Here is a 19542-nt window from a genome sequence, read left to right as displayed (position 1 = left end):
GCCGATCCCCAGCCGGACCGTAGGCGCCGGTGGTGTACCGGAACGAGTCACGGGCCCTCCCGCGCTTCTTGAACCGGGGAAACCGACCCGCCGGCCCTTCCGCTTCCCTTACCGGGAGTCGGTGAAGTTCTTCAACCCCCGGGCAAGCTGATCCAGGCCAGCGCGGAACGCCTCCTTCGAGCACCGCGCCCACCACGGGGCCAGCTTGTGTTTCGCAGCGTTCCAGGCCAGCCGCAACGCGGGCAGCGTCCACGACACCGGGGTGAGCAGATCACCGGTCAGCCCGTAGGACTGTTCGGCCTCGCGCTGCGCGAACGCGGCTTTCACCCGGACCAGACCCCAGTTGTAGGCGAACCGCNCTGCCCCGGCATGCCGGCGCAGAGCGGCAAGCCGGACGGTGTTTGGATCGAGAGCGAACCCTCTCCACCTCCCGCGACGCCAAATCATGGAAGGGTCGGCTAACGAACCGCTTGTTCCAGCAGGTAGGTACAGCGGCGGAAGAGTGGTCCGTCGTGGTGGAGCATCGCCACGATTGTTACTTCAACCGGAATGTCCGAGTAGTGGACAAGGCCGGGTCGCCGGGCCGAAGCCGCAGCTCCCCGAGCTCCGGTAACAGGACTGCTGCCGCGACCGTGCGCTCCCGCCGGATGTCGCCGTTGTCGGGCACCCGGATGGGTGGGGCGGACAGCAACGCGAGGTGCTCCTCGGGCTCCTTCCCAAGGGTCGCGAGCACCGCCGTGGCAGCCTCAAGCCGGCGGACGGAGGAGTTGCGGGCGAACACGTTGATCTCGTCGTGGGGAACGAAGTCGGGATGGAGGAAGTGGTTGGTGTGGACGGTCTGTGGCGCTTGCACGGTCCGTAGCTCGTCACCGAGGATCTCCACCCAGACCGCCCGGGTGGCATCGCAGAGCGTCAGCGACCGGGAGCTGGCCAGCCGCAGGCCGCGGAGGACGTCGAGGGCTTCCTCGACGTCCTCCGCTGTGTCGAGCAGGTGCCGGATCGCCAGGTACGGGGGCAGACCTGCCCGCCAGTCGCCACCCAGGACGAGGTTGAGCCCGATCGCGAGGCCGCGGCTGTTGAGGCCGAGGTATCCGAGCAGGCCGCCGAAGCTCAGCACGAGCGAGCGGCCGATCGGCGAGGCCAGGTCGAGGACGGCGATCTGGTCTTCGAGGTCGCCGTTGAGGTCGACGGTCTGGGCGAGCAGCGGGCCGGCGACCCGCGCGTAGGTGGTGCAGTCACCCGCGGTGGGGATCTTGGTGTAGCCGAGGATCTCGCGCCGAAGCTGGAGCAGCCAGGCCTCGTCCTCGTCCAGGCCCGCGCCGGACGCGAGCCCGGCGACCTCGGCCGCGAGCCGCGGCGTGGCGTGCTCGATCTCCGTACGGTACCGGGCGATCGTCGGGCGCAGTCCGTCCAGCGTCACCGGGTCGGGCAGCAGCCGGCCGAGCCGGCAGACGTGGTCGTCCACAAACGACCGCAGCCGCCCCGCCAACGCCGCCCCGTGGGCCTTGCCCAGCTCCGACGGCTCCCCGTCCGCCCTGACCAGGACGGTCACGGGCACGCCTTAGGGCGCTCGGCGAGCGTCTTCTTCACGATCGGCCATTCCTCGACCAGCACGCTGTAGTAGATCGCGTCGCGACGGCGCCCGTCCGGCATGGGGTTGTAGCTGCGCAGCACCCCCTCCTCGACGGCGCCGATGTTGCGCAGGCCGCCGCGGGCCTGGGTGTTCAACACGTCGGTCTTGAACTCCACCCGCAGCGCGCCCAGGCGCTCGAAGGCGTGCTCCAGCAGCAGCACCTTGGCCCACCGGTTGANCCCCGTGCCGCGGAAGTCTCGGCCGAGCCACGACCAGCCGATCTCCAGCCGAGCGTCCGGCTCGGACAGGTTGCTATAGCTCATGCTGCCCGCGACCCGGCCGGTGCGCTTGTCGGTGATGACGAAGACACATCGCCGGCCGGCCCGATGGTCGGCGAGAGATGCGTCGAAGAACGCCTCGAAGTCGGCATCGGATTCCACCCGGAAGACGAAGTACCGCCAGATGTCCGGGTCGAAAGCGATCGCCCGCAACGCTTCCCGGTCGGCCTCGGTGACGGGTGCGAGGCGGACGTGGTCGTTGTCCAGGACGGCCGGGCCGTCCGTGCGCCAGGCCACCGGTCAGGCCCCCGCTGGAGCGTGCCGGGACAGGATTTCCACGCAGTCACGCAGGGTGTGCATCCCGGCCAGATCGTCCTCGGTGAAATGGGCCATGTCGATGCCCGTGTCCCTGCACAGCGAGGTCAGGAACAGGACCTTGTTCAGCGAGGTCAGCCCGTAGGTACCGGTGAGGGCGGCAGCGGGCTCCAGGTCCTCGGGGGCGATGTCGATGGTCAGCACCGCGGCCAGGTTCTNCCGGACGACGGTCTCGATGTCAGGCAGCACAGAGTCGGGCAGCACAGAGTCAGGCAGCATGGAGTCCCTTCCTCGGGTCGCCGAGCTGGCGCAGGTACACCGCTCGGATCTGCTTCCGCTTGGGTTTGTACTGAGATGTGAGCAGGCCGTTGTCGATGCTGAACGGCTCGTCGGCCACCACGGCCCGGTGGATGTACTGGTCACCGCCGAGCGCCTTGTTGGTGGCCGCGAGCTGTGCGGAGATGGCAGCGGTGTCCGCCGGCACCGACGCCGGCGAGACGACCGCCACCAGCTCGGTCTGGGCCGGGCAGTAGAGCACGCACTCCGCGATGGCCGGGCTGGCCTTCAGATGCTCCTCGATCTGCCTGACGATGATCTTCTTACCGTTGTCCAACACGATCGTGTCGTCGGCACGACCGAGAACGAACAGGAAGCCGTCGGCGTCAAGGTATCCGAGGTCACCGGTGCGCACGGTGCCGTCGGGGCCGAAGACCCGCTCGGAGTCGCCGGGCTCGCAGTAGGCGTACCGCCCGTTCACCGGGTGCTGGGCACGGACGCTGATCACCCCGTCATCGTCGATGAGTACCTGCTTGCCCGGCAGCACCCGGCCTACGCTGCCCTCCCGGTGCGCGCCCGGGTGGTTCTTGGCCACGATGCACGTCTCGTTGAGGCCGTAGCCCTCGTAGATCGGCAGACCGAGCCGGTTGAAGAAGGCAAGGGTGGCGGGATCGGCGGGCGCCGAGCCCGTCCAGAGGTAGCGGATGCGGTCGCCGAACAGGTCGCGGGCCACATCGGCGAGGTCCCGGCCGGTGCGCTGGGTGCGGCGCTCGATCTGGCTGCGGGCACCTTCGAAGAAGCCGGGCACGCCCATGACGACGGTCGGCCGTACCTGGGTGAGTGCGACAAACGCCGCCTCGTAGGTGCAGACCGTGACGTCGTGGCCGTGCAGCAGCGCCGAATACACCCAGTAGCGCTGCTGAAGCAACGACAGCGGCAGAAACACCAGCAGATTGTCGCCGGGGCCGTGGCCGAACATGCCCTGGACGGCGTCCAGCGAGCTGTCGATGCTGCCGACGGTGGCGCCCAGGCCCTTGGGCGTGCCGGTGCTTCCCGAGGTGAACTTGATCGTGGTGACCTCGTCGGGGGCGTACCTGACCGGCGGCGGGGGCACGTCGGGCAGGTCGTCGGGCAGGTCGTCGAGCAGGTCGTCGAGCAGGGCCGCGAGTTGCTCGACACCGGATTCGTCGGACGGCCGGTCGGTGAACAGGAGGGAGAGGCCGTAGCGGTCCATGAGTTCGCGGGTAGGCGCGAACTTGCCCGGTTCCAGGCCGGCGGTCTCGACCTTGAGCCGCAGGGCAGCCAGGTCGAGCACCACCCACTCGAGGCTGTTGGCGGCGAGGATGCCGATCCGGTCGCCCGCGCCGAGGCCGCGGGCGCGCAGCCTGGCCGCGACCAGGCCGGACAGTCGCCAGACCTCGGCGAGCGGGACCTCGCGGGTGCCGGCCAGCCTGGTGATGTACAGCGTCCCGCGGTCCGGGGTGGACGCCAGGAGTTTGTTGATCATGACAGGCTCCTGCTGGTCGGGCGGAAGAACGTGGTGTGGGCGAGGGTGACCTTGCTGCCCGGCGGGATCAGCTCGACCGTGCTGGGCCACTGGTCGGGCGCCGGCTGGCCAAGGGCTTCGGCCAGCCGGACGGCGAAGCGCGGCATGACCGGCGCGGCGCCGTGCGCGAGCAGTGCGGCGGCGGCCAGCTCCAGTGCGGTGGCCGTGCGCACCTCGTTCGGCATGCCGCCGGCCCGCGCCAGCACGCGTTCCCGGCGGCTGAACCGGAGCGCGTCGGCCACCAGGGCGTCCAGTTCGGCGGCGGCCTGGTTGAGCGAGAACCCGCCGGGCCGCAGGCTGGCGGTGAGCGCCCCAAGCCGGGCAGCGAGCTGGCTGAGGAACCCGGCGTGCTCGGGGGTCCAGTTGCCGGCGTCGGGAGCCACCCCGTCGTAGTGGTCGGCCACGTGCTGGCCGAGGTCGTTCAGCCAGGCCTGCCAGGTGCCGATCAGGGTGGTCGCGAGCGTGTGCTCGTAGGCGTCGAGCTCGAAGTTCGTTCGCTGCGCCTCGGGACGGCTACGGGCGAGGAAGTAGCGCACGGCGTCCACGCTGCCGGCGTCGAGGATCTGCTTGCCCCAGATGGCGTGCCGGCGGCCGGTGGAGAACTTCAGGCCGTCGTAGAGGAAGAACTCGTTGACGTGGTAGTCGATGTCCGGCGTCCAGCCGGGCAGGGCGAGCTGGTAGAGCACCGGGTAGAGAATCGCGTGGTAGAAGCTGTTGTCGTAGCCGAAGAAGTGGACGATCTTCCAGTCGTCGGTCGGCTCGGCGGCCGTCCAGTCGCGGCCGATGCGCTCGCCGAGCTTCTGGATGCCGTGCAGGAAGCCGAAGGCCATCTCCGGCCATACCCAGATCACCTGGCCGGCGCCGTTCGCCTCGTGCGGGGTGATGCCCCAGTCGCTGGGGTGGCTGACCGGGATGTCGACCCGCTCCCGGCGGAACAGTCGTGCGGCGAGCTCCCGTAGCCGGGCCGGGACGCGGCCCCGGCGGTGATGGTCGAGCACCGTGCCCGCGTGCTCATGCAGCGGCAGCACGTAGCGGCGGACCGTGCCGGCAGCGGGTGCCTCGCCGGAGGGCTTGGCGACCGGATCGGCCAGGTCGACCACGGTGTTCGGCTCGCCGCACTCCTCGCAGATGTTGCCGCCGGTGATCTCACCGCAGCCGGGGCAGCCGCCGCGGACGTCGACCTCGTAGAGGTATTGGCCGGTTTTCGGGTCGAACAGCGCGGGGCCGTCGCTCGGGGCGATCGCGCCGGAGTCGACCAGCCTGGTGAAGAAGTCCTTCAGCGCGGGGACATAGCTGGGGTCGGCGTTTGTGACGGTGTACTGGTCGAGCGGGATGTCCATCAGTCGCAGGGTTTCCGCGATCTCGGCGCTGTAGTGCGCGGCCGTTTCGGCGTTCGACCTGCCTTCCCGGCGAGCGCAGTCGACCACGTAGGACTGGAAGTCGTCGCTGCCGGTCAGGTGCCAGATGTTGGCGCCGTTCATCCGTTGGAACCGGACGTAGGCGTCGGCACCCAGATACGGGCCGGAGAGGTGGCCGAGGTGGAGGTCGCCGTTGGGGGTGGGCGGCGTCGAGAAGACGAACACCGGGCGGTCGCCGTGCTCGCTGGTCACCGGGGTGGCCGAGGACACCGCGCGGGCGCCGTCGCGCCAGTACTGGGTGAGGAAGACCAGATCCTGATCCCCGGTGTTCTCCACGACGTGAGCCTCGAACGGCTCGAACAGGACGACGGTGCCCGGCGCGACCGGGTGGCGTTCGGAGCCCACGACGAACTCGCCGCGGCCGGCGACGATGACGATCAGCTCGGTTTCGTCGTGCCGGTGGTGCGCCGAGGCGACGCCCGGTGCGACCCGGCCCCAGGCGGCGCCGGTGCCCAGCCCGTCGACCGAGACCATGTCGATCCCGAATGCTTCGGAGAGCGCGGCGACGCCAAAGCGGTCGATGATCATGCGGTGTCCTTCTCGTCGAGCAGGTCGGCGGCCGCCGCGGCGATCGCGGGGGCCAGCCGGTAGCCGGAACCGCCCGCCGCGCCGGCGAACAGCACCCGGCCGTCGGCGGTGACCGGGCGCACGATCGGCGTACGGTCGGGGCTGTAGGCATCGCAGAACACGCGGCCGGAGACACAGTACGGGCTGAGCTTCGGGGCGTAACGATCCAGGATCGCCCGGCCGCGGTCGAGGTCGTCGGCGGACAGCTCCCCGGTCAGCGCGTCCGGGGTGACGTCCCAGTCGGGTGAGGTGTAGCTGAACAGCCAGTGGCCGCGGTGGGCCAGCGGTAGCAGGAACGCGTCCTCGTCGTGGAAGACGGTCGTGCGGTCGCGAGGGGTGGCGGGTCGTTCGATGTGCAGGGCGACCACTTTCTTGATCCGGACGCCGAGCGGGGCAAGCAGCTCCGGCCAGGCCAGCCAGGGACCCGGTGCCAGCACGACGCGGCCGGCGGTGAGCCGGGCACCGGTGCTCAGCGTGAGGACGACGCCGTCCGGTGCGGACCCCACGGCGGTGACCGCGGTGCCCTCCCGAAACGCCGCGCGGTCGCGGAGCCGAGCGGCCAGGAGTTGGGTGAGCGCTCCAACGTCGGCGTAGTGGGCGCCGTCGCCCTCCCAGCCCTGGTCGGCCGGACGCAGCCGCGCTTCGGGGAGGTAGTGCTCCCGGACGGCGGCTTCGTCGGTGCTGACCACGGTCAGGCCCACCGGGTGGATCGGCACCTGTGGGTCTCGCCGGCGCAGGTCCTCGTACCAGCGATGGCTGTAGGCGGCCAGCGCCCGCACCCGTGGGGTGGCACCGCGCGGGAAGTGCAGGCCGGCGGAGAACCGGGACACTCCGCCGCCAACCNCNCCCCTGTCGATCNCCGTCNCCCGCCGGTGGGGCGCGCGGGCCAGTGCCTCGGTGGCCACCAGGCAGCCGACCACTCCGGCACCGACCACCACGACGTCGGCGTCCACATGATCGCACGCCCTTTGGCCCAGGATTTTCCCGGAAAGAAAGGCCTCCGGGCGTGCAGCTTCGCCATAATCGCACGCCCTTTGGCCCAGGATCGTCCCGGAAAGAAAGGCCTCCGGGCGTGCAGCTTCGCCATAATCGCACGCCCTTTGGCCCATTAGCGGGCCCCTGTCTTGGGTGACCACTCGACGAACGCCGGGTCCTGTCCCCTGCTCCGGACGCCGCGGATCCGGTCGACGATCCGCTGGCTGCGCCAGGCGGTGAGGCTGAGGTTCGGGTCGGCGAGGCCGCGCTGCGTGCGGACGGCATTTTGCAGGAACAGGTTCCGGTCGGCCGGGCCGTCCCAGTTGGCGGCGAAGTCGGCGTCCACCTGATACTCGTCGTCCTCCCGCGCCAGGCGTTGCTCCAGGGGTGCCAGGAAGTCCATCCGGGCCGGCTGGAACCCGGTGGCCCAGATGATCACTTCGGCCTCGAAGATCTCCAGGCCGCCGGCCAGGTCGTTGTGCTGGACGGAGATGCTCCAGCCGTCCGGCGAGCACGCCTCGACGCTGACCACCTCGCGGTTGGGGTAGAGCCCGGTGAGCTGCGGGGCGCCCGTGATGAACCGGTGGACGTAGATCTGCTGATAGATTTCCCGGGCGGTGGACTCGGAGATGCCGTCGCTGGTCAGCACCTGCTGGCTGTTGAAGTCGGCCCGTACAGCCAGGTCGAGCTCGGCAAAGTAGTCGGAGTGGCAGGGCATGTAGAACTCGTTGGTGAACGGCGAGTCGTCGATCGGGAAGTAGTTGCGCCGGCGGGACAGCCACGACACCCGGTGCGGCAGTTCGCTGTCGGGCCGGGAGATCAGGTCGAGGAACGCCTCGGCGCCGGACTGGCCGCCGCCGATCACCGCCACCCGCTTGTCGCGCAGGCGGACGGCTTTCGACCTGAACTCGCTGACGTGGAACTGAGTGCTGCCCAGGTGCGGGCGGGCGAACATCGGCACCCACGGCACGGTGCCGACGCCGACCACCACGTTGTCGGCGAGGAGAGCGCGCTTGTCGGTCTGCACGACAAACGCGTCGCCGGTGAAGTCGACGGCCTGCGCCTCCTCGCCGAACACAACGTTCTCGTTGCGACTGCAGGCCCAGCCGAGGTAGTTACGGAACTCCTCGCGGGGCACTTTTTCGAACTGTGCGTTGAGGTAGTGGTAGATTCGCCCGCGGTCGTGGAGATAGGCTATGAACGAGAATGGACTGGTCGGGTCGGACAGGCTCACAAGGTCCTTGAACAAGGACACTTGGAGGGTCGCTCCAGGGATGAGCTGATCGTCGTGCCAGGTGAATTCGGCCTTCCTGTCGATGACCAGGTTCGGCATCCCTGGGTCACCGTGCAACAGGGCTGCCAGGCTCAGGTTGGCCGGTCCGGCCCCGATTCCGACACAGCGGTACCGCGGAGACTTACTCCCCATGAGAAGAGCTCGCTTTCAGCGTTCGGACAGACGAACTTACATTCGCTCGTGAAACCGGCCGCGCGGGCCCAGGGCGTCAGCGATGGCGAGGCGCAGCACCTCGGAGGCGCCCTCGTAGATCCGCAGCGACCGGATCTGCCGGTACAGCCGCTCCGGCAGGCTGTCGTGCACCAGCCCGGCCGCGCCGTAGACCTGCACGGCCGCGTCCACGACCTGCTGGGCGGCCTCGGTGGCGTACAGCTTCGCGATGCTGGAGTGCCTGGCCAGCGGGGCGCCCCGGTCGGCCTCCCAGGCGGCCCTGGCCACCAGGAGGGCGGCGGCGTTCAGCCGTACCTCGACATCGGCGAAGCTGGCCTTCACCGTCGGCAGGTCGAACAGCCGCCTGCCGTACGCGGCCCGTTCTCTGGCCCTGGCCAAAGCGGCGTCGGCGGCCCGGCGGGCGAAGCCAAGCGCCGCGGCGCCGACGGTGAGGCGGAACCGTTCGAGCAGCTCCATGGCCACGACAAACCCGCCGCCGCGGGGGCCCAGGACGGCGTCGGCCGGGACCCGGCAGCCGTCGAACTCCAGTCGGGCGANGTCGCGTTCGGCCACCATGTCGATCGGCTCGATCCGCAGGCCCGGGGTGCCGGCCGGGACGAGCAGCGCGGTCAGGCCCAGCGCGGCCGGGCCGTCACCGGTGCGGGCCACCACGCAGAAGACGTCGGCGCCCGCGGCGCCGGCGATCCACATCTTGTTCCCGTCCAGGACGTACTGCGCGCCGTCCGGCACGGCGCGCAGGGCGAGCGCGGCGACGTCCGAGCCGGCCTGCTCCTCCGACAGCGCGAACGCACCTGCCAGCTCGCCGCAGGCCATGCCGGGCAGCCAGCGCCGCTTCTGCTCGTCGGTGCCGTGGCGCTGGATCGGCCAGGCGGCCAGGACCTGGATCGAGAACGCGAAGTCGGCCAGGTCCTCGGTGTAGGCCAGGGCTTCCCTCGTCAGACACAGGCTGCGCAGGTCGGCGGGCTCCAGCAACCCCGCGGCCCCCAGCTCGCGCAGCACGCGGGCGCCGTACTTCGCCGGCGCGCCGGTCCGGGCTGCCGCCGCCAGATCGGCGCGGGTGTCCCAGAACCTGCCGAGCGCCTCGGCCAGCTCGCGGTGTGACTGCTCGTAGAACGGCAGCGCCACCAGCTCCGGGTCCAGGCTCATGCGGCGGCCCGCCCTGCCATCAGGCGCCTGGCCAACTGCGGCTCGACGAAGAACGCGAACGAGGCGTAGCCGCGCCACACCCGCTGCCAGGCTCGCTCGACGGCAACCGGGCCGGCAGTGCGGCCGACGTGGTCGAGGTAGCCGACGATCAGGTCGGTCGCCTGGCGGGCGTGGCCGGCCGAGACGTTGTCGATGGACAGATGCGCCGCCTCGTAGGCGATGTCGAAACGGTGGTGGCGCATCTTCTCCATCTCATGCAGCCGCAGCTCGCCGAGGCCGAACATCTCTACCCCCAGGCTGTAGCCGAGGATCTCCTCGTAGCGGGAGTCCGGGAACAGCGCCAGGCTGAGCTGGTAGGTGGCGTACGGGTAGGTCAGGTCGGGCAGCTCGGCCTGGGTGAGGAACTCCTCCGAGCGCGGGTGCGGCAGGTGGATGTCCATGCTGGCCAGGGCCTGCTGGATCAGCGTGATGTGGTTCTTGGCGATGTCGCCGCGGCCCATCTCGTCGGCGTAGATGGCGAACAGCGGCCCGTCGCTGGGGCGGTGGAAGCGGCCGGTGTTGCCGATCCGGTGCATGCAGGCGCCGTCGACGAGGTTGCCCAGCGCGAACCGCTTCTGGTTGTTGATCACGTTCTTCCTGGACGGGATGTCGGTCAGCGGCCGGAAGGGCTCGACGAGCTTCGTCCAGTAGAGGGTGTCCACCCGCTCCCACAGCGCCTCGGGGCTGTAGTCGAACCAGCTGGCGTCGGTGTAGCGTCCGGCGGCTCCCAGCTCGAACATCCCCTCGGCCTGGGCGAGCACCCGCTCGACGCGGCTGCGGGCGGCAGCCAGCACGCTGGGGAACCGCTCGACGTTGACCAGGCGGTACAGGAACTGACGCTCGTCGAGAGCCGGCGGCTCGGCCGCGAGGACGTCGCCGGGGTTGGCAGCCACGAGCGCATGCTGCCAGGCAGCGGCACCCTCGTCGCCGGCGGTGCAGGCAGCCAGGTCGGCGCCGGGTTCCTCACCCGCGGCAACAGCGGCCGCCCACCGCCCGATCGTGCGCGCTTCGGCCTCGTCGAAGATCCCGAACATCGGCCCACCGAACGTGATCGCCCTGGTGAAGCGGCAACCGCCGGCCCGCAGCGGCTTCAGCTGGCTGGAGGAGCGGAACTGACGGATGAACGCCGCGGCGTCGAACGCCGGGTCGGCGAACAGGTCGCGCAGCGGGGTACCGGAGATCTGCACCTTGTGGTGCTGGCGGCCCGCGTACGGTGCGTGCCTGGCGACGATCAGCGCCACTCTGGCGTCGAGTGACAGGCCCTGGTGCCAGCTCGCGAGATCGTCGAGCATCGCCACGTGCGCGCTCTCCAGACGCACGACGAGCTGGATCGCCGCGAGCAGCCGCGCCCGGTCGGCCGGGCCGGTAGGCGACTGCTCGGTAAGCGCCAGATACTCCGCCAGCAGCGGCGCCGGATCGTACCCAGGGCCGTCCACACCGGGTGGGCCGTCCACACCGGATAGTGCGGCGTCGGTGCCCAGTGCCCGGAAGGCGCAGTGCACGCCGACCACCTCGGGCAGGAAACTGGCCGGCAGCCGGGACAGCGACAGGTAGAAGGCGGCCGTCACCACGGTGAGCGGCCGGGCCTGCGCCGCGGTCAGGAAGTCGGTGGCTGCCAGGTCAGGGAGCACCACGCCGTGCTCCGCCAGCAGCCGGCGGCGCTGATGGGCCAGGGTGCGCTCGGCCACGCCACGACCCAGCAACTCCAGCTGCTCGACGCCCAGCCGGTTGACAATCACGGCGGGNTGGGNAGCTGGNTGCGACACGGNGTCCAGCCAGCAGCCTTCGATCAGCGCGAGCGGGGCACGCTGCCGCAGCACCGCGGCCACAGTCTCGGCCGAAGCGGTGCGAAGCCGAGCGGCGACCCCCGCAATCGCCACGCGGGAGCCGGCCAGCTCGGCGAGCACGTGCTCCCGGTCCGGACCGGCCTCCCTGGCCAGACCGGCTTCCCTGGCCAGGGAAGCACTGTCCGGCAGGAACGCGGCGAGCACCCGGCGGGCGGCCACCAGCGTCGCCTCGGACTCCTGCTCGACCAGCAGCTGGCGGTACAGGGCGGCCGGCGGCCCGGCCACGGCCGCGGCTGCCTCGGCGGCCGCGGCCGGGCCGCACTCGAACGGTCCCAGCGGCAGCGAGGTCGTCAGGTCGGTCATGCGGCTTTGCTCCTCGCGGCCAGGTGAGCGGCGAGTCCGTGCATCTTCCCGGTGGCCTCGAACGCCTGACCGCGGCAGTTGAGGTGCAGCCTGTCGCTGCAGTAGATGCCCGCGTCGGCGCAGAGCGGATGGTCGGTGAACGAGACGAAGATCGCGCCGTACTCCTGGGACACCTCCCGCGTGATCCGGGTGACGATCCTGGTCGCCTTGCTGAACATCTCCCCGTACTTCTCGGAGACGATGCCCGCCTGGCTGATATCGAGCATCCCGATGGTGAGGATGTCGGCACCGGTCACCCTGACCCTGGAAACGATCTCGGTCAGCTCGGCGCGCACGGTGACCGGATCGAAGCCCGGCCTGATGAAGTCGTTGCCGCCGCCGGAGAGGAACACCAGGTCGGGCCTGAAATCCAGGGCCGGCCGCAACTGCGTCTGGCGGATTTCGGTCAGCGTCAGATCGCGTTTGGCCAGTCGAATCTCGTCGAGGTCAGGGTGAATGCGGTGCAGCACGGCACTGATCCGGTCCACCCAGGACAGATCCTGGTAGCCGGGCACAGCTTCGCGTATTCCGGTCGAGATGCTGTCACCGATCACCGCGATCCGCTTCCACGGCGCGCCCGCCAGCAGCTCCACACCGGCTTCGGTGGAGATGACGTATGGGTCGGTGGCTTCGGTCAGTTCGGTCATCCCTCGTCCTCGCAGTCGTCGTCGCCGTCGTCGGACCCGGCGCCGACGGCTATGACCGCGGACACTTCCCGCTGCCGAGTGGCAAACTCCAGCCTGGCGATTTCGTCGGCGATCCGCTCGTCCTCGGCGCTTATCTCGGCCCCGTCGACCCGGCTGAACCCGAGGACGCCCAGCTCACGCAGGCTCTCCTGCATCCTGGGGCCGAACAGGTTGATGTCCTTCAGCGTTGGGACAATCCGGGTGAACACCCGGCGCCGGAATTCGCGCTGGGCGGGCGAGCGGTTGGCCAGCGCGATGCATTCTTCGGCGCCGTAGTCGAGTTTGCGCCACATCTCCTCGCCGACGAACCGGTCCTTGAGCACCCAGCACGCCTCGACCGCGAAATCCTCCCGCTCACGCAGTTCGGCGGTGCTGAGCTGACTGTAGTAGTCGCGCAGTGCCAACCGTCCGAACGCGACATGACGCGCCTCGTCCTGCAGCACGTAGGCGTTGAGCGCCTGCGCCAGCGGATCGCGCATCCGGTCGCGCTGGATGCTGAACGCCGCCAGCGCCAGGCCCTCGATCATCACCTGCATGCCGAGGTAGGTGATGTCCCAGCGGCTGTCACCGATGATCGCCTCAAGCAGGCCGCGCAGACCGGTGGAGATCGGGTAGTGCACTTTGATCTTTGCCTGCAGCATGCGCTGGTACGCCTCGACGTGCCTGGCCTCGTCCATCACCTGCGTGGCGGCGTAGAACTTCGAGGCGATGTCCGGCACGGCCTGGACGACCTTAGCCGAGCACACCAGGCCGCCCTGCTCACCGTGTAGAAACTGGGAATAGAGCCACCCGGCTATGTGCTGGCGGACGGTGGTCCGCTCCGCCTCCGGCAGGCGCTCCCATACCCGCGTCCCCGCGATCCAGATGAACTCGTCGGGCAGGCCGAGCGGGTTGTCCGGGTCGACGTCGTGGCTCCAGTCCAGCTGCGTCTCGGCGTCCCACTGGCGCTGCTTGCCGCGGGAGTACAGGTTCAGCATCTGTTCGGTGCCGGCGTCGTAGTCCCAGGTGAACAGCGCGTCCCCGCCGAGCGGAACGGCCCAGCCACCAGCCAGCTTCGCCATCGTGTCTGACTTCATGACCACTCTCTTCAGGTCTCTTCAGATCTCTTCAGGCTCGGCTGACGACAGCGCGCCGAAGACGTGAGGACACGGCCCCGAAGGCCCACGCCGCCGGCGGCGTGCCGTCCGGCCGCAGGAACAGCGCGGCCGGCTCGGCCACGGCGCACGGCAGCAGGCGGTTGAACCGGCTGCCACGGCAGGCCGCCCGGAACTCCGCCCCGCCGTCCCGGCCATGCTCGGCCGCGAGGTAGGCGAACGCCGGGTCCAGGGCGCGCCACTGACCGTCGAGGTGGACCTCGCACCAGCCGTGGTCGTTGCCGACGAGGCCCAGCAGGAAGCCGCGGCGGGCCCGCGCCTGGAATCCTNCGNCCCGCAGCNGGTNGGNGAGGNCCCTCCCCGCCACGACGCAGTCGGCGACACCCAGATCCCAGGACCGTCGGTGGTCGGTGCGCAGCGGCTCGGCGATCGCCTGATAGCGCACCGCGCCGCTGTCGAAGGCACCGAGGACGTCATCGAACGCCGCGCGGATCCGGCGGTCGGCGATGTCGAAACGCTCGCCGGTGAGCCGGACGCGCACCTGGTACGGATCGACCTGATAACCCTCGGCGACGACCGGCCGCGGCAGGTCGGCAGCCGGGTCGTCCAGGAGCTCGACGCCCTCGGCGTCGAGCTCCGGGACCGCCACCTGGAAGGTCTCACCGGTGGGTGCCCGGTGTACCGCAACCGTCCAGTCCAGGGGCACGAACCAACTGTCCGGCTCGGCCGCCACGAACCGCATGAGCAGCCGCCTGGCTAGTTCGGGCACCGTGGTGCCGGTGCCCGAGTGCAGCGCCGCGTTGGCGACGTCGGTGTAGTCGAGCAGGCCGTCGACCTGCCGCAGGCCGAGCGCGGCGACCCCGGCTTCGTCGGTGCACAGCACGGTGGCCGCGTCGGCGAGGGTGGTGTCGAAGACGGCCAGGTCCGGCGGGGTCGGCTCGAAGCGGAGTCTCACATGAGTTCCTTGATGAGCTCGGCAAGGTCACGCGCGGTAACTGCCGCGAACGGGACGTCGTCGGGAATCGCCACACTCAGTGCGTCCTCGAGATCCACCACCACGCTGAGGATCACCACCGACTCGATCTTCGGTAGCAGGTGCATGGGGAGATCCAGGTCGATGTCGGCCTTGTCCATCTGCAGCCGGTTGGCCAGGGCGGTGGCCACCGCGTCCTCGACGGTCTGCATACTCATGAGGCGTCCTTCACGGTCTTCTGGTAGAGGTCCCTGGCGGCTTGGCGGCGAACCTTGCCGGAGCTGGTGTGCGGGATGGAGCGGACGGGCACGGGGTGCACGAACGCCACCCCGGGGCCGAGCTCAGCGGAGATGGCCGCCTCGACGGCACTCGTCAGAGCGGCGGCCTCCGCACCCTCGAGCGGCGTCTCGACGAGGACCGCGAGGTGCTCGAAGCCGCCGTCCCTGGCCTGGAGGGCGGCGCAGGCCCGGACGTCGAAACCCTGGACGCGGCGCGCGATCTGCTCAACGTCTTCGGCGTAGTAGTTCTGACCGCGGATGATTGCCATGTCCTTGAGGCGGCCGACCAGGAACAACTCGCCCTCGGCCTCGAACCCGAGGTCGCCGGTGCGCAACCAGCCGTCGGAGGTGAAGGGCTGTTGGTCGGCGGGCAGCCCGAGGTAGCCGCCCATCACGGCCGCGCCACGGATCTGGACCTCACCGACCTGACCGGCACCCGGGGCGTCGATCCGGAAGGCGATGCCCGGCGCCGCCGAACCGCAGGCGACGACCTCACGGGCGTTGTCGGCCTCCGGGGCGACGCGGGCGACCTCGTCGCCCGGCGCGAGGGCGAACCGGTCGACGGTGAGGTGCCACGGCAGGTCCTTCGGCGTCGCCCAGCTGACGACGAGCGTGGCTTCGGCCATGCCGTAGCACGGAAGCATCGCCTCGGGCCGGAACCCGTACGGGCCGAACACCCGGTTGAATGCCTCCAGCGTCGACCACCGCACGGGCTCGGCGCCGTTGCAGGCGGCCCGCCACCCGGACAGATCGAGTCCGTCGGGAGCGCCGCCGGCTTCGACCGCGTCGACCATGCGCTGATAGGCGAAGTTGGGCATGGGCAGCACGCTGGCGCCGGACGCCGCCGCGCCAGCCAGCCACCCGCGGGTGTCCCGGAGGAAGTCGGTGGTGCGCCAGAGGTTGACTGAGCAGCCCCTGGCCAGGTGCGCGAGCATGCCGAACAGGCCCATGTCGTGGAACAGCGGCAGCCAGATGCCGATCTCGTCGGTCTCGGTCAGGCCCAGGCCGTCGGCTATGGCCGCCAGGCCGGCCAGGATGGTGCCGGCGGTCAGCGCGACGCCCTTGGGCGCCGAGGTGCTACCGGAGGTGTACTGGATCACCGCGAACTCGTCGGCCGGGTTCTCACCGACCGGCCCGGCCGGCTCGGGTACCTCCGTGATCTCGGGTACCTCCGTGATGTCGTCCAGCCGGACGTTCGGCAACGTTCCGAGCCGGCTGAGCAGGTGCGCGCTCTGGCCGTCCACCAGCAGGGTCTCCAGCTCGGCGTCCTCGATGACGCGGCGCAGGTGCTTCTGGTAGCCCTCGCTGCTCCCGAACGCCACGGGGAGGGCGATGGGCACCGCGGCAGCCCCGATCCGGAAGCACGCGAGCAGCCCGCGCAGCCAGGGTTCGCCGTTGGCCATCAGGATGCCGACGCGACGCCGGCCGGCGATCACTGTTGCCGTCCGCTCGGCGTCGGCCAGCAGTTGCGTGACGGGTACGGATCGTCCCTCGAACGGCAGGTGCAGTGCCGTCTTCGGGCGGGCGTTGGTGCCTACCGCATCCCAGAGCGCGCTCACCAGGTCTCCCCCTTGCCCGAATAAACGAAATAACGCCCCAAATCGGGAGATTGACGGAATCAATGGAAGCGAAACACAAGTTACGTCAGAGCGCAAGAAGGTTACTAATCTTCAATCAATCGTTCGATTTCGACGATCTTTGCCGTGTTCCTTGAACCGGTATCTGGGTGTGCGGAGCTGGTGCGCGCGACCCGTGTCGGGTACGCGTGGGGAAAGCGGCGCTTCGCTCGCGCCGCGTCACCCAGGGCGCCGCGAGCCACCTCACAGCACGGCTACAAGCCGTCACCGATCACAACGTAGCGCGATCTCTGCGCGGCCCTGGGAGTTCGGGTACCCGTTCGCGCTCGGCCTGATGGCCTTGGTGTCCATTATGCCGTACGTGATCTTCAGGCAGCGGCGGTGGCCGTGACCAGCGCGCGGAGAACGAGGGCGTCGGCTGGCCCACGTAGCGTGAGGTTGCCGCCGGTGTGGATCGCGCAGCCCGCTCCGACTGCCTCGATCAGCTGGTCACGTATCGCCCCGCAGGCTCGTGAGCGGCGGCTCGTACGCGGAAACTGGGACGTATGGCGAGCGGCAGACTGCGGATCTACCTCGGCGCGGCGCCCGGGGTGGGCAAGACCTACGACATGCTCTGTGAGGCTCAGCGGCGCAAGGCACGCGGAACGGACGTCGTGGTCGGGCTGGTGGAGACCCATGGGCGACCGCGGACCGCCGCGTTGCTGGACGGATTGGAAATCATGCCCCGCCGCACGGTCTCCTACCGCGGTGCCACCTTTACCGAGATGGACGTGGATGCGATCCTGGCCCGCGCGCCAGCGGTGGTGCTCGTCGACGAGCTGGCGCACACGACCGTCCCGGGGTGCCGGAACGCCAAGCGCTGGCAGGACGTCCACGAGCTGTTGAACGCGGGCATCGACGTGCTGTCGACATTGAACATCCAACATCTGGAGTCACTCAACGACGTCGTGGAAAGGATCACCGGAGTCCCGCAGCGGGAGACCGTGCCGGACGCAGTGGTACGCGCCGCCGAACAGGTCGAACTGGTCGATATGACACCGGAGGCGCTGCGGCGGCGGATGGTCCACGGCAACATCTACGGCCCAGACAAGGTCGACGCCGCGCTGGGCAACTACTTCCGAGTCGGCAATCTGACCGCGCTGCGGGAGTTGGCGCTGCTGTGGCTGGCCGACAAGGTGGACGAACAGCTCGATCACTACCGCACCGAGCACCAGATCTCCGGCATCTGGGAGACGCGGGAGCGGGTGGTTGTCGCACTGACCGGCGGCCCTGAGGGCGACACGCTGATCCGCCGGGCGGCGCGGATCGCGGATCGCGCCAAGGGTGCGGACCTGCTCGCGGTCCACGTCACCCGATCCGATGGCCTGGCCGGTGCGTCGCCCGCGCACCTGGCCCGGCAGCGGGTGTTGGTGGAGAGCCTGGGCGGCAGCTACCACCAGGTGGTCGGGGACGACATTCCCATCGCGCTGCTTGAATTCGCCCGAGCGGAGAACGCGACCCAGCTCGTGCTAGGCGCGAGCCGGCGCGGCCGGCTGGCCCACATGATCGACCCTGGTATCGGCGTCACGACAACGAAACTGTCCGGGCCGATCGACGTGCACCTGGTCACCCATGAGGAGGTGGGCAAGGGGCGGCTGCTGCCCCGCCGGGCCCGTGGGCTGACCCTCCGGCGGCGGCTTGCCGGTGTCCTGGCCGCGGTCGNGCTGCTGCCGCTGCTGACCCTTGCGTTGACGCACCAGCGGACCGGTCTCAACCTGACCAGCAACGTGCTGGGGTTCCTGATCGTGGTGGTCGCTGTGGCGCTGGTGGGCGGCCTGCTGCCGGCACTGCTGGCCGCGGTCGGCGGCTTGCTGCTGCTGAACTACTACTTCATCCAACCAGTACACCGCTTCATCGTCGCTGAGAGTAACAACGTTCTCGCGCTCCTGGCGTTCCTGGCGGTTGCGGTGATGGTGAGCAGCGTGGTCGACCTGGCCGCCCGGCGGACCAGCCAGGCGGTACGCGCCACCGCGGAGGCGGAGATGCTCTCGACCCTGGCCGGGAGCGTGCTGCGCGGCGAGCAGGCACTGCCGGCGCTGCTCACGCAGGTGCGGGAGACGTTCGGGCTGACCTCGGTCGCCCTGCTCGAACGCGCGGCCGAGGGCGGTCAGAACGGCGCCCGCAAGGCAGACCGCCACGGCTGGCGGGTGGTCGACAGCGCCGGGCCCGACCCATGCCTGCGGCCGGACGAGGCCGACACGGAGGTACCGGTCAGCGAGAACCTGACGTTGGTCCTGCGGGGCCGGCCGCTGCCCGCGGCGGACCGCCGGGTACTCACCGCCTTCGCCGCGCAGGCCGCGGTCGCCCTCGAACAGCGACGGCTGGCCCAGGTGGCAGCGGAAGCCGGNCCNCTCGCCGAAGCGGNCCGCNCCCGCCGCGCCCTGCTCACTGCCGTCAGCCACGACCTGCGCAGCCCGCTCGCCACGGCCTCGGCGGCAGTCGCGAACCTGCGCGGCAACGAGGTCGAGTGGAGCGCCGAGGAGCAGGCGGAACTGCTCGCCACCGCTGAGGAAGCGTTGGACCACCTGGCCCGGCTGGTGGAGAACCTGCTCGACATGAGCCGGTTGCAGGCTGGACGCCTGAGCGTGTTCCCCGCCCCGGTCGGGCTCGACGACGTGATTCCCGGCGTGCTGCGCGACCTGGGCCCGGCGGCTCGCGACGTGGCTGTGACGGTCCCGGACGACCTTCCGCTGGCCTACGCCGACCCGGCGCTGCTGGAACGGGTGATCGCCAACCTGCTGTCCAACGCGGCCCGCTACTCNCCCCCGGGCCAGCCCCCGCTGATCACCGCCAGTGCGTTGCACGACCGGATCCAGCTGCGGGTCATCGACCGCGGGCCTGGACTGCCCGCGGAGGACCGTGACCAGGCGTTCACGCCGTTCCAGCGGCTGGGCGACACCGACAACGCCAGCGGCATCGGGCTGGGCCTCGCGCTCTCCCGAGGCCTGACGGAGGCGATGGGCGGCACCCTGACACCGGAGGACACCCCCGGCGGGGGCCTGACCATGGTGGTAGCGCTGCCGGTCGCGACGGTCGGCGATTCTACCCAGCCGGCGGACGGTGCGGCCTGAGATCGCGGGACGGTCAACAGACAACGAGGTCATAGTT

15 protein-coding genes and 1 pseudogene are annotated in these 19542 nt (G+C 70.1%); 1 reads left to right on the top strand and 15 read right to left on the bottom strand.

Annotation, left to right across the window (positions count from 1 at the left end):
• The 15 genes and pseudogenes from ALLO2_RS16680 to ALLO2_RS16610 form a co-directional block, all read right to left on the bottom strand.
• Positions 1-447: pseudogene (locus tag ALLO2_RS16680) on the bottom strand (helix-turn-helix domain-containing protein); the annotation flags it as partial.
• Positions 448-535: 88 nt separating this feature from the next.
• Complete coding sequence (locus ALLO2_RS16675) at positions 536-1558, bottom strand: C45 family peptidase (RefSeq protein ID WP_011437653.1); 1023 nt, start codon at positions 1556-1558, stop codon at positions 536-538.
• The gene (locus ALLO2_RS16670; protein ID WP_035733272.1) at positions 1549-2148 is read right to left on the bottom strand and encodes a GNAT family N-acetyltransferase; all 600 of its coding nucleotides are present in this window, start codon (positions 2146-2148) and stop codon (positions 1549-1551) included. Before ALLO2_RS16670 ends, ALLO2_RS16675 begins: the two co-directional genes overlap by 10 nt.
• 3 nt (positions 2149-2151) lie before the next feature.
• Entirely contained in the window at positions 2152-2445 is a 294-nt protein-coding gene (locus ALLO2_RS16665) for a hypothetical protein (RefSeq protein ID WP_084588466.1), read from the bottom strand.
• A complete protein-coding gene (locus ALLO2_RS16660) occupies positions 2435-3949 on the bottom strand; it encodes an AMP-binding protein (RefSeq protein WP_011437656.1) in 1515 nt (504 codons plus the stop codon). Before ALLO2_RS16660 ends, ALLO2_RS16665 begins: the two co-directional genes overlap by 11 nt.
• Positions 3946-5934 (bottom strand): class I tRNA ligase family protein, encoded by a 1989-nt coding sequence (locus ALLO2_RS16655; RefSeq protein ID WP_011437657.1) that lies wholly within the window; start codon positions 5932-5934, stop codon positions 3946-3948. Before ALLO2_RS16655 ends, ALLO2_RS16660 begins: the two co-directional genes overlap by 4 nt.
• Positions 5931-6926: an FAD-binding oxidoreductase gene (locus ALLO2_RS16650; protein ID WP_035733270.1), complete on the bottom strand. Its 996-nt coding sequence runs from the start codon at positions 6924-6926 to the stop codon at positions 5931-5933. Before ALLO2_RS16650 ends, ALLO2_RS16655 begins: the two co-directional genes overlap by 4 nt.
• A 155-nt stretch (positions 6927-7081) precedes the next feature.
• The gene (locus tag ALLO2_RS16645; protein ID WP_011437659.1) at positions 7082-8374 is read right to left on the bottom strand and encodes a lysine N(6)-hydroxylase/L-ornithine N(5)-oxygenase family protein; all 1293 of its coding nucleotides are present in this window, start codon (positions 8372-8374) and stop codon (positions 7082-7084) included.
• 36 nt (positions 8375-8410) lie between these two features.
• Positions 8411-9559, bottom strand: a complete 1149-nt coding sequence (locus tag ALLO2_RS16640) for an acyl-CoA dehydrogenase family protein (protein WP_035733268.1) — start codon at positions 9557-9559, stop codon at positions 8411-8413.
• Positions 9556-11748 carry an iron-containing redox enzyme family protein gene (locus ALLO2_RS16635; RefSeq protein ID WP_035733266.1) on the bottom strand — a complete coding sequence of 731 codons (2193 nt, stop codon included), beginning with the start codon at positions 11746-11748 and terminating at the stop codon, positions 9556-9558. The genes ALLO2_RS16640 and ALLO2_RS16635 overlap by 4 nt, the downstream gene beginning before the upstream one ends.
• Entirely contained in the window at positions 11745-12434 is a 690-nt protein-coding gene (locus ALLO2_RS16630) for an SGNH/GDSL hydrolase family protein (protein ID WP_011437662.1), read from the bottom strand. The genes ALLO2_RS16635 and ALLO2_RS16630 overlap by 4 nt, the downstream gene beginning before the upstream one ends.
• Positions 12431-13549: a ferritin-like domain-containing protein gene (locus ALLO2_RS16625; RefSeq protein WP_011437663.1), complete on the bottom strand. Its 1119-nt coding sequence runs from the start codon at positions 13547-13549 to the stop codon at positions 12431-12433. Before ALLO2_RS16625 ends, ALLO2_RS16630 begins: the two co-directional genes overlap by 4 nt.
• A 31-nt stretch (positions 13550-13580) precedes the next feature.
• Positions 13581-14522: a transglutaminase domain-containing protein gene (locus tag ALLO2_RS16620; protein WP_035733265.1), complete on the bottom strand. Its 942-nt coding sequence runs from the start codon at positions 14520-14522 to the stop codon at positions 13581-13583.
• On the bottom strand, positions 14519-14758 hold the full coding sequence (locus tag ALLO2_RS16615; protein ID WP_011437665.1) for an acyl carrier protein: 240 nt from the start codon (positions 14756-14758) through the stop codon (positions 14519-14521). The genes ALLO2_RS16620 and ALLO2_RS16615 overlap by 4 nt, the downstream gene beginning before the upstream one ends.
• Positions 14755-16377: an AMP-binding protein gene (locus tag ALLO2_RS16610; protein WP_023840423.1), complete on the bottom strand. Its 1623-nt coding sequence runs from the start codon at positions 16375-16377 to the stop codon at positions 14755-14757. The genes ALLO2_RS16615 and ALLO2_RS16610 overlap by 4 nt, the downstream gene beginning before the upstream one ends.
• A gap of 563 nt (positions 16378-16940) precedes the next feature.
• On the opposite strand from ALLO2_RS16610, the gene ALLO2_RS16605 reads away from it, so the two are divergent.
• Positions 16941-19505, top strand: a complete 2565-nt coding sequence (locus ALLO2_RS16605; protein WP_035733262.1) for an ATP-binding protein — start codon at positions 16941-16943, stop codon at positions 19503-19505.
• Positions 19506-19542: the final 37 nt, after the last annotated feature.

It is taken from the genome of Frankia sp. Allo2 (genome assembly GCF_000733325.1).
GTDB lineage: Bacteria > Actinomycetota > Actinomycetes > Frankiales > Frankiaceae > Frankia > Frankia casuarinae.
Note: the sequence above shows the minus strand (reverse complement) of the source record. Positions and strands in the feature narration are given on the sequence as shown.